General features: G+C 59.5%; 11 protein-coding genes. 5 read left to right on the forward strand and 6 right to left on the reverse strand.

What is annotated here, in order from left to right; translation table 11 throughout:
• The 4 genes from PLJ71_21620 to PLJ71_21635 all read right to left on the reverse strand — a co-directional run.
• Positions 1-1,307, reverse strand: a 1,307-nt coding sequence (locus PLJ71_21620; GenBank protein ID HQM51288.1) for an Hsp70 family protein, incomplete at its 3' end; no start/stop codon positions are given.
• A gap of 5 nt (positions 1,308-1,312) precedes the next feature.
• Positions 1,313-3,004: a dynamin family protein gene (locus tag PLJ71_21625; protein ID HQM51289.1), complete on the reverse strand. Its 1,692-nt coding sequence runs from the start codon at positions 3,002-3,004 to the stop codon at positions 1,313-1,315.
• 8 nt (positions 3,005-3,012) lie between these two features.
• Complete coding sequence (locus PLJ71_21630) at positions 3,013-4,911, reverse strand: dynamin family protein (protein ID HQM51290.1); 1,899 nt, start codon at positions 4,909-4,911, stop codon at positions 3,013-3,015.
• A gap of 11 nt (positions 4,912-4,922) precedes the next feature.
• Positions 4,923-6,044: a hypothetical protein gene (locus PLJ71_21635; protein HQM51291.1), complete on the reverse strand. Its 1,122-nt coding sequence runs from the start codon at positions 6,042-6,044 to the stop codon at positions 4,923-4,925.
• Between the two features lie 422 nt (positions 6,045-6,466).
• Here PLJ71_21635 and PLJ71_21640 point away from each other — a divergent pair, with 422 nt between their 5' ends.
• Positions 6,467-7,474 (forward strand): DUF3150 domain-containing protein, encoded by a 1,008-nt coding sequence (locus tag PLJ71_21640; protein HQM51292.1) that lies wholly within the window; start codon positions 6,467-6,469, stop codon positions 7,472-7,474.
• A gap of 114 nt (positions 7,475-7,588) precedes the next feature.
• Here PLJ71_21640 and PLJ71_21645 read toward each other — a convergent pair whose 3' ends face one another.
• The gene (locus tag PLJ71_21645) at positions 7,589-7,879 is read right to left on the reverse strand and encodes a hypothetical protein (GenBank protein HQM51293.1); all 291 of its coding nucleotides are present in this window, start codon (positions 7,877-7,879) and stop codon (positions 7,589-7,591) included.
• A gap of 69 nt (positions 7,880-7,948) precedes the next feature.
• Complete coding sequence (locus PLJ71_21650; protein ID HQM51294.1) at positions 7,949-8,107, reverse strand: rubredoxin; 159 nt, start codon at positions 8,105-8,107, stop codon at positions 7,949-7,951.
• A 128-nt stretch (positions 8,108-8,235) separates the two neighbouring features.
• On the opposite strand from PLJ71_21650, the gene PLJ71_21655 reads away from it, so the two are divergent.
• The 4 genes from PLJ71_21655 to PLJ71_21670 form a co-directional block, all read left to right on the forward strand.
• A complete protein-coding gene (locus PLJ71_21655) occupies positions 8,236-8,580 on the forward strand; it encodes a hypothetical protein (GenBank protein ID HQM51295.1) in 345 nt (114 codons plus the stop codon).
• Positions 8,581-8,609: 29 nt separating this feature from the next.
• Positions 8,610-9,206 carry a hypothetical protein gene (locus PLJ71_21660; GenBank protein HQM51296.1) on the forward strand — a complete coding sequence of 199 codons (597 nt, stop codon included), beginning with the start codon at positions 8,610-8,612 and terminating at the stop codon, positions 9,204-9,206.
• Positions 9,203-9,613 carry a hypothetical protein gene (locus tag PLJ71_21665; GenBank protein HQM51297.1) on the forward strand — a complete coding sequence of 137 codons (411 nt, stop codon included), beginning with the start codon at positions 9,203-9,205 and terminating at the stop codon, positions 9,611-9,613. Before PLJ71_21660 ends, PLJ71_21665 begins: the two co-directional genes overlap by 4 nt.
• 9 nt (positions 9,614-9,622) lie before the next feature.
• Positions 9,623-9,832: hypothetical protein (locus tag PLJ71_21670; protein ID HQM51298.1), on the forward strand; the 210-nt coding region annotated here is incomplete at its 3' end.

Below are 9,832 nucleotides of genomic sequence, written 5' to 3' on the forward strand. Positions count from 1 at the left end.
CCAAGTTGCGCACCGCATTCTGGGCAGACACGAGAGTCATCAACGATTTGCTTGCCACACTTCGAGCAGTACATTAACGCACTGGTTGCGTCCTCTTTGCTTGGTGCCGGGGTGGTGATGCTCGTGGCGCTTGCCTTCGGGCGTGGCGGAGGTGCCCCCCCATCGGTGGGCTCGGGTTTTGGTTGCACAGGTTTGGGAATCGATTTGGCAGCGTTGGCTGTACTCTTTTTCTGCCCGCCCTTCGTGGGGATCATCGCCCCCAATACTGTTGCGTACTCGGACCGTTCCCACCAGACGGTCTTGCAACGGCACTGCTCGGTCACGGCCTCCTTGAATCCCCTCAAGCGCGCGCTGCCGCCCACCAGGAGAACAGTCGGAGTCTCGATCTTCACTCGTTCCCGGACCTTGTCCAGATAGGAACAGAGATTCTGGCAAGCCTGAGTGATGAAGCGACTCGCAACAATATCCGCGATGACCTCGCCAGGAATCTCGACCGGCACATTCCCGACGCGCACCCTTCCTCCGTCTCCGGTGCGGGAATGCCTTTCCTTCAGTGCGCGGACTTGATCTCGGATTAAGCAACGCCGAGTCTCAAGTTCGTTGCGGATCGAGGTGTCCGTGATGGCGTCATCGACCAGCGCGTAGATGGCTTCGTCTACGTCGAAACCCCCGACGCGGTTGTCGCCGCCCGGGGGTAGTTCGGGGAGCAGTTCGAATCGTCCCCCTTCCGAACGGTGCAGGCATGCCCAGTCCAGTGTCCCGCCGCCACAATCCAAGACAACGACGAAATCCTCCGTGCCGCCGAGTTCTGCGAGCCACGCTTGGGCTGCAGCCACGGGTTCGTCAACGAAGCGTATCCGCTCTTCATAGAATCCGGCATTGTGGGCCGCCTTTGCGAGGACTTCCCTGTCTGGCGGTCCGTACTGCGCGGGCACGGTAAGGAAGATACCTGTTGGCGCAGTTTCGCGGAAGCAAGCAACCTCGCTGGTCCGATTCCGAAGACCACAGAAGAGAATCGAAAGCAGTTCGGTCGGTGTTGCCTTCACGCGGTTGCCGGCACGAACCCACTGCTCGCGCAATTCGCGTTTCAGGGGTTTGGGCAGGAATGCCAGAGGGTCTGAATCAAGGTGCTCGACTGCATCGTCTCCGAACAGTCTGCGGCCGTCTTCACCAAGGAAGAACAAGGAGGGAATATAGGGCCGTTCATCCCGGCCAAGGCGCATGAGTTCAAGACTGTTGCGTGTAGTGTCGTGGTAGGCAACCTTCGTGCGCATGGTGCCAAAATCAAGGGCGATTGTGTCGTTCATGCCTGTCAGTTCTCCAAATGGTTAAGAACAAGGTCCAGAACGTCGCAGGCATGGGCACACACGCTTTCCCTGTCGCCGTAGCCGCGTTGTTTCTGGAGGGACCAAAACGAAAACCGCTCCCGTGCGTTCACAAGCGCCGCGTCGGAGTCATCCGGTTTTCCAACTAAACCAAGGCGCGACCACAGGTCGGGGCCTGACTGGCCGAAGAGGCGGTCAAGTTCCGCCGCTTGATCTCGTGGGAATGTGTCTCTCAACTCTTCGAGGAGTTTTAGGGACTCTATGTCTGCGTCGAAAAGGTCAAAGTTCTTGGTGACACGGTACTTCAGAGCGTCCACTTCGCGCTGAATGTCCGTCATTGCCGCCATATCCCGTTCCACGACCGCTAGGGAATCAGTCACGTACTTCACGGCTTTCCGAAGCTCGGGGTCGGCTTCGGAAAGCGCGGCAATTGCTGAACGCGCTTCACGGCCTTGCGTCATGATGGCGGACTGCAAGTCCAGTTCCTGCCGAAGTGTCTGCAAGGCAATCGCACAGGGCTCCCAGGCTTTGCGGAGGATGGTGCTGGCCTTGATCAATCGCGCCCTTGAGAAGAAGTTCTGTTGAAGCAAGTCGCGGAGGGCCGGTATGCCGCTGGCTTCAAGCAAGCACTTTCGCAATGTGTCCCCGTCCGCAATGCCTCGTCGCCTTGCGAGTGAAATGCAGAGCGGCAGAATCTTCCAACTGATGGCCGACAACAACGCTTGGCGACCTTTCTGATCCACCGGAGCCGATGGGCATTCATCGCCGAAGTCCTGCTCCGACAAGAGGAGCGAGTCGAGCGCAGGAGTGCTCGCACTCGTTGCGAGATCTGCAACGCTCTGCCAGACGGTGACGGGCACTTCTGCGGCATGCCGGGCGAGGAGCCCGCTGGTGGGAACGACGGCGGCAACCTTTCCCTCCAGTTGGGTCTTGAGCATCTGGCATTTCTTTTGAACCTCTTCGAGGGGGTCGGGTTGAAGGTGCTCCCATTTCTGCACAACCGCGATGCTGTTATATGCAGATGCGCCTGGAAGTCGTGTCCGTTCTCCGAACAGTTGAAGCAAGTCTCTGTCGCTCTCTCTGCCAACGGGGTTGACAGCGTAGATAACGGCGTCGGCGCTCCCGCCATAGCGGAGGGTGTCTGCTTCAAGTTTGTCGGCCAGAAAACCCTGGGTTGCATCCTCATGTGTCTGAATGACGCTCCGCGTGCCAGGCGTGTCAACGACATTGGCCATGCGGAGGAAATCGGTGTCGGCAAAGAAGTCCAGACAGCAGGTCCTCGTGGCGTTTGCCTCCGTGCCGATCCAGTCCCCGACCCGGTCGAGTGGCACGTCGGCAGTGCTGCCATCCATCCAGTGGACTCTGAACCCTTTACACTGACTGCCCTGTCCGTACCGAAACCAGTTGATTGTTGCCGTCGTCTCCGTGACCCCGGTTGGGGCCAGATCCTTCCCTATCAGGGCATTCAGGAGCGTGGACTTACCGACGCGCATTTGCCCGACGATAGCAACCGTGAAGCGCATATCCAGCGACTCGATCAGTCGAAGTCGCTGGAGCGCGAAGGCAATATGAGCGGTTGACCGATGCCGGAGCAGATATTCAGGCATCGCTGTGGAGAATCGCTTTACGACCTCCTCAAACTGCTCATAGGAAAAGGCTATCTCAGATTGCTGCGGCATCGCGTCCCTCAGGCTTTCTCCGGCTCAGATGTCGCAAGGCGCGCAAGCATGCGGAGCACGCCGTCGGTCCGATCCAAGGCTTGCTTCAGAACCTCAGCCTTCACCTTCGACTCCTCTCGCGAGCGCTGGCGCTGATCCGCGATGGACTGCACTTTGTCGGCAATTTCCTTCTCGACTTCACCGGTTGCTCTCTGCAACGCATTGCGCACACCCTTCTCATAGTCGGCGGCAATGCTCTCAAACTGCCGCATGGCTTGCCCTTGGGCTTTCCGCACCGTATCCGACAAAACACTCTGAAGTTTCGCCACGGCCTCTTCTTGGCGACGGCCCTTCAGACTGTCACTGGCTTTCCACCCCCCAACGGCCATGCCGATCAAGGGAGCTATCCCAGCAGCGGCAGCCAGAGGAGGAAAGACCATTCCGATCAGTCCTACTCCTATGTTTGCCATCATTGCGCCTGCCATGCCGCCATAGAGTGTGTTACGCGCCTCCTCAAAACCGCTGAACTTCATATTGAGGGTGTCAACGTGACCCCGCGCAATCCCAGATATTGGGGTTTGTATCTGCACCGGCAGGCTTCTCCCGATTGCGGCAGAGAAGTCATTAACAGCCGTATGCATCTGGTCGTTGTACTGGCCTTGGACATCGAGCACGATCTGGGAGCATCGGTCCACACATGCCGCAAGAACAGCATCCGCCTTTTCGTTGGCCTGTCGAGGATCGAAGTTTGTGCCTCGAATCTGCCCGATGATCTCCGCAACCAGCGGGCTGTAGGGCGAGGGGTCGAGTTGTTCCTGCAGTGACTCCCGGGTCTTTCGCTTAATCTCGGCTGCCTTGTCCTGAAAAGCGGAGACCGCACCTTGGAATTCCGTCGTTTTCCATTGATCATACTTAGCCTTGGTCTCAACAAAGGAGCGCTCCAGAGCGTCAAGCCCCTCCTTGGTCTCAGTCGCGACGATGTGTAAAGAATCGCTCAGCTTGCGATGTATTCCCGTGGCTTCAACTGAGAGCGTCGAAAGCAGGCGACGCCCCATTTGGTCTTCCTTCTTTGCCATGAGCTTGTTATATAGGAAGCAAAGCAGTGTCGAATAGCCGCTTCGTTCCAGATGTTTCGCCGAGTGGTTCGCGTCGGCCGCGAACTTGAGTTTCGCGCTGACTGGGAAATAGATAATCTTCTCTGCGGGGACGCCCAGTTTCTCAGATAGAACGGTGAGATTGCGTTCGCTCCACTTCTTCCACTGGGTCTCCTCAACAAGATCTATCTTTGTCTGCACGAAGAAAATAAGTGGATTACGCTCGCGGAGCTTGAGAAGCATCTCCACCTCCGCCTGACTGATAACAGCTTCGACGGAGTCCAGGACAAAGAAGATGGCATCGGCGTTGGGCACATAGCGCCACGTTATGTCGCGATGCTTCTGGAACAGCCCGCCGAGTCCGGGGGTGTCGATGATCGCAACCCCATCCTTCAGAAGGGGATGTGGTAACTGGATGCCAATGAAATCAACCTTCTTGCAGTTGTTGGGGTTGCCGGTCTCGGTGCCATACTCGGCCAGTTGATCCGGCGAGATCTCGATAGGAGGGGGAACTGCATCTGGTCCATCGCCCTCATTTGAAAAACGAAACACCTTTGTTTTCTTTGGCTCGCCATATATCAACTTGTAAACGGTGGATGTTGCCACGTCGCTTGCTGTCGGCAAAAGATCCTTCTCCCCCAGCAACGCATTGATGAAAGAAGACTTTCCTTTCTTGACTTCGCCAACAACAACAATTCTGAAAAGGCCAAGCCGGTATTGGGCGAGTTGTGTCTGGACGTGTTCAAATGCATTGACGTCCTTAACGTCTGCCGCAAGCTCGATAAACTTGCCCGCTACGTCTAGCACTTGTTGTTTCTTTATGAGGTTGGGCATTGTACACCCCTTTAGATGACGCGGAATAGCGTGTCAGTTGACGACTCGTTTAGCGATGCCATTGGGTTCTTTGGCAGATTGGCAACAAAGGAGCGAACGGCGGCGTCCGTAAAAATGGCTGGAACCTCGAAAGGAGATATCTGTGTCGAATCGTCCATTCGGTCCTGCAGGTGGTCGCTAAAATCGGCGTAGAACCTGCCGAAATAACTGGATAGTCCCGAAAAGGCCCCTTCAGATTGATCAAAGCCCTGCTGTGATGCGAGGGCCATGTCAGATGGTGCGTCGTCTGTGGCCACGTAGAAGAACCCAGAATCCTGCCACGCGTCTTTGAACATGGCAAGGTCGTATGCTTTTCCGGCTCCTGAAGTATCGCCGGAGTCATTCACAATGACCTTGGGGTTTGCGGGATCGCTCATGTCCACACCGGTGACCCATATGGCATGATCGGCCGATTGGTTAAAGAAGTCCTCCAGTGGAAAATCGTTTCTCCAAACCTCGCCCGAATCGACCCCGACGATCACCTTGCGGCCCTGAGCCAGCTCTGCCATAAGCTCCTCAATAGTCGCCCCTGTCCTGGCATGACACGGAATGCCATAGAGTTCGAGAAGGTTGCCGACATCGTGAGGCGACATTCCGCCGTCTGTAAGCCATCCATTAACGGTGGCGGCATATACCAGCTGAGCCTCTGACACGGACTGACCAGTGAAGGCTTCAATTATGCCCCGCTGCGCTTGAATGGCGCAGGTGAATTCCGTGGTCTGTGGCTGCCAGTACTGCGCGTCGTGTTCGGGCGTTCCCACTAAAGCGTCTGCATTGAAGTCGTCGGATCGGGCGCTCCACGGGAGGCGGATGTCATCAAGACTAAAGGACAGATCGTCCAGAATGCTTCCCATGTCGTCCTGTGGGCTGCCAGACGCACCGAATTTGTGAATATCGAAGCCTCCAGGAGTTACGTTACTTTTGAGTATGTTGAACAGGAGTTTGCCTTCGTCATAGACGTTCCATCCTGTCCCGGGGTGGTTGATGTCTGGAACCATAGTCGCCCCTAAAGTTTCGTCGGTACCGGCAACATCAAGCGTCGGCTGGGCACCAATTTCGTCACAGTCCGGCATGGCATAGGCTTCGTCATTCATCGCAAACCTCCCTTTGTCAGCCTCTACGTTCCCGCAGACGCGAATCTGACAGGAACGCAAAAAAAAATGAGGGACGCGGACATTCAACCCCGCACCCCTCCCGTAGGCCCGGCAAGGCCAGTAAGACAGACGCAAAGCGGAAGCCGCGCCCCTCAAAGGGGTCGCGACCTCGCTGAAAGCATCCGTCTTACTCTTGACAACTTGCCGGTTTACGGGAGAGACGGCTTTCTGCGAGAAGCAGAAAACAAGATTATGTCAGCGCTCTAAACTGTCGTAACAGTTCCTCCTATGGGGCGCACACGCGCCCCGCAGTCATGAACGAGAATATACGCTCTTCCGCGAAAAATGGGAAGCCCGTTTTTCGCTATTTTCCACTGACTTAACCCACGGCAGAATCTGCCTAAAACGAAAGGAACAAGACCATGGCACAGACACAGATGCTGGATCTTTTGACGAGAGAGGGCGTATTGCTCAGCGTGAGCGTGCGATACTGGCGGGCGGCGAAGAAGCTCCAGGCCCAGGACCTCGGCTTAGACCCCGACGACGTCACGGACCGGCTCATTTCACTGGGCCACAAGCGGCTCATGCCTAAGGACGCGCTTGCGGGTTTCGCATTGATCGAATCCCGCGCCCACGCCCTCGTGGACTCGGCCACGTTCCCGTTCATGAACGGGCTCGCACGGTTCCTGCCCAACCGCAAATTGGGCGAGGTCACAAGGCGTCTGGGCGAGCTCGAAGCCGAGTTCCGTGAGGCCCGGACAACGTTCGCTAATAAGTACGCGGGGCTGCGTGAGGAGGCGCTTCGGGAATGGCGTGAGCAGGCCCGCCGGCTCAGCAGCGACCCCGACAAGGTCGTGGCGTCGGTCTCGGCGGCTTTCCCTGCCCCGGACCGGCTGGACCGGCACTTCGGCTTCAGCACGAGCCTGTTCCAGATCCGCGTGCCGGAGGCGCTGGACGCGGAGCTTGTGCAGGCCGGCGACAGGCAGGAACTGATGCGGGCGCGGGATCTGGCGGCGCAGGAGGCCCGCAGAAGGATCGGAGAAGGCGTCGAGAGCTTCGTCGGCGACTGCGTCACGAGCCTCAGGCAGCAGACGGCGACCCTGTGCGAGGAGATGCTTGAGGCGTTCAGGACCGGCAAGACCGGCGTGCACCAGCGCACGCTGAACCGGCTCACGGAATTCATCGACAACTTCCGGGCCTTGAACTTCGCCAGCGACGCCGAGCTCGACAGCAGGCTCACCGAGGTCAGGCAGCGCTTCCTCAACACCACCGCCGAGACCTACCGCGACGACGCCGGTGCCCGCACGCGCATGACCGAGGGCATCAGGAATCTGGCGAATGCGGCCAGGGAGCTGGCCCAAGCCGACACAAGCGCCGTGGTTGAGGGCTTCGGCCGGATGGGCACCAGAAGGTTCACGCTGGCCGCGTGACAGTGACAGAAATCTCTAGGCCCGGCAAGGCCCGCCCCGCGCCTGCAAAGGAAGACCTCTTCCGATGCGGGCGCGGGGCTTCTTCATTTTGGAAGGGCATCTTATGCACGCAGGTTATCCGGCGAGTCCGGCGTGCTTGTCCCGGATCGTGTCCGCCAGCGCGTCAAGCGCCGCGAACGTGTCATCACGGGGCCGCCCTTTGCACATCAGCGCGCCCAGGACCTCGACCTTGAGGTTGGGCATCAGGGCGGAGATCTGCTCGACGGCCTTCGAGCCCCAGCCATAGGAGCCGATGACCGCCGCGTACTTGAGTTTGGGCCGGAGCGCGTTGGCCAGATGCGTGGCCGAGAACACGCTCGGGTGGGGTCCGACATGCACGGTCGGCGTGCCGATTTCCGGTGTCAAAGTTTGCGGAGCCTCTGCCGTGTCTGTTGACTCTTGTCGGACGGATGCCGCCCCATGCGGGATCCGCACTTACAGGGGCGTGAACTGGTCCTTGCGCACTCCGCACTGGGGGCACACCCAGTCGTCGGGGATCTCCTCGAACGGCGTGCCGGGCTCGACGCCGTGAAACGGGTCCCCCCGCTCCTGCCTGTAGACCCAGCCGCAGACAACGCACATGTGTTTGGCCATAAGCTTCGCTCCTCCATTCCGCATCGCGACAGTCTTCCGGGACAGGCAGGTATCCGATCCCGCCTGCTCCCTGACACACAGGTGGAATATAGCCGACGCGGCATACGTATGGCCACGGCAAAACGCAGATGCAACGTTTCAGCCACGGCGGCGGCAGGGCCGAGGTCGGGAGACTCGGGCACCTGAATGGCGATGATGACCGTTCAGCGCCGGATTATGGCCCCATCAATTCAGGAAAGGACAAAGAGATGCAGACAAACAAACCCAGGGCCATGCACGTGGTCGTGCAGGAAGGCGGCGGCACCGGCGAGCTGTACGCGCACGCGTTCACGACTCGCAAGGACGCGAAAAGGTTCCGGCGTTCGTGCGCAAAGGCCGCGTACAGGGCCACCGCGCCCTTGGAGGTTCCGGCAGGCACCGACATCGACGCGCTGCAGCGGGTGCTGTCGGCGGTCGGCGACGAACTCATGTGAACGCTCATCAAAACAGCGAAAGGACGAACATGAAGCGAGTGACTTGGACAATCGATCTGGACGAAGACACGGCAGAGGCTGCCGCAACGGTCGCGCTGGCGATCATGCGCGACCAGGAATCGGCGGCCACGGTCTTCGACGTCACCGACGAATCGGGCAAGACCGTGCGCATGGACCTCCGGCGCGACCATAAGCCGGTGGCGAACCTGCGCTGCGACAACTGCGGCAGATGTTTCGCAGGCACCGGGGAGCTGGAGCGCGTGTTTCCGGACATCCCCGGCCTGATCGGCAGGCTGGACAGTGGCGGCACCGTGCCCGAGGGCGAGTGCCCGCTGTGCGGGGCGCTTGTCTATCGGGAACAAGGCCGCGTTAGGGTCGGCATACTCCTGGACGGCGGCCTCGTCAAAGCTGTGTTCACCGACAGGGGCGGCGTCGACGCCGCCGTACTGGACACCGAGGCCATGGAGAGCGACGACGAGGCCACGCTGACAGTCAGGGCCTTGGGCGAAACCTTCGAGGGCGTGCCTCAGCGCCAGGTGCCGGAGATTGACGCCGGCTTCGTGTGCCGGCTCTTCGGGGCCGTCACCCGCACCGGATCTCAAAACCGAAAGGAAGGGACAGCATGAAGTATTGGGAAGAGTTCCAAAGCAAATGGGGCTTCGGCGACGGCGACGCCGTTCCGCCCGACGCCTGGGCCTTGCGCTACGTCTACGTGCGTGAGATCAACCGGCTGGCGGCCGCGAAAGGCAGCGCGGTCAGGCTGCTGGCTTACGACAGGGGCGGCATGCACAACCCGTACCTGATCTGCCGCGTGCCGGCGGACATGGTGCTTGGCGTGCCGGAGCCTGATCTCTGCAAGGGCGCGTGGGCCAACGGCTGGAAGCCGGAGACGGACTGGATCGAGCCCGGCGAGGACGACGCCATGATTGAGGCCGTGGAGGAGGCGCAGGCGGACGACGGCATCGACGACCTCGTCGACGTCGACGTGTCCATCGCCGGCGAGCCCGGCATCGACTGCAACATCGCCGCGTGAAAGGAAACCATGGACGAGGACAACTGCAGGGCCAACAGGGACCTGCTCAAGGGCTTCGAGCGCAACCCCGTGTTCGCGCACATGCACCCCTATGACCTGTACCGGCAGTGGCTGGAGGCGGTGTGGGCTATGCTTGAGCTGCCTTTGGATCCGAAGGGGTTCAGGGCGGCCCTCGACCGCTACACGTATGAGCAGGGCCGGGAGCTGGGCCGCCTCTTC

Source organism: Candidatus Hydrogenedentota bacterium (genome assembly GCA_035416745.1).
GTDB lineage: Bacteria > Hydrogenedentota > Hydrogenedentia > Hydrogenedentales > SLHB01 > UBA2224.

Bases quoted from the DNA above. Each gene is read 5' to 3' on its own strand.
- PLJ71_21625 (HQM51289.1), bottom strand. From the start codon at position 3,004: ATGCCGCAGCAATCTGAGATAGCCTTTTCCTATGAGCAGTTTGAGGAG.
- PLJ71_21630 (HQM51290.1), bottom strand. From the start codon at position 4,911: ATGCCCAACCTCATAAAGAAACAACAAGTGCTAGACGTAGCGGGCAAG.
- PLJ71_21635 (HQM51291.1), bottom strand. From the start codon at position 6,044: ATGAATGACGAAGCCTATGCCATGCCGGACTGTGACGAAATTGGTGCC.
- PLJ71_21640 (HQM51292.1), top strand. From the start codon at position 6,467: ATGGCACAGACACAGATGCTGGATCTTTTGACGAGAGAGGGCGTATTG.
- PLJ71_21650 (HQM51294.1), bottom strand. From the start codon at position 8,107: ATGGCCAAACACATGTGCGTTGTCTGCGGCTGGGTCTACAGGCAGGAG.
- PLJ71_21655 (HQM51295.1), top strand. From the start codon at position 8,236: ATGCAACGTTTCAGCCACGGCGGCGGCAGGGCCGAGGTCGGGAGACTC.
- PLJ71_21660 (HQM51296.1), top strand. From the start codon at position 8,610: ATGAAGCGAGTGACTTGGACAATCGATCTGGACGAAGACACGGCAGAG.
- PLJ71_21665 (HQM51297.1), top strand. From the start codon at position 9,203: ATGAAGTATTGGGAAGAGTTCCAAAGCAAATGGGGCTTCGGCGACGGC.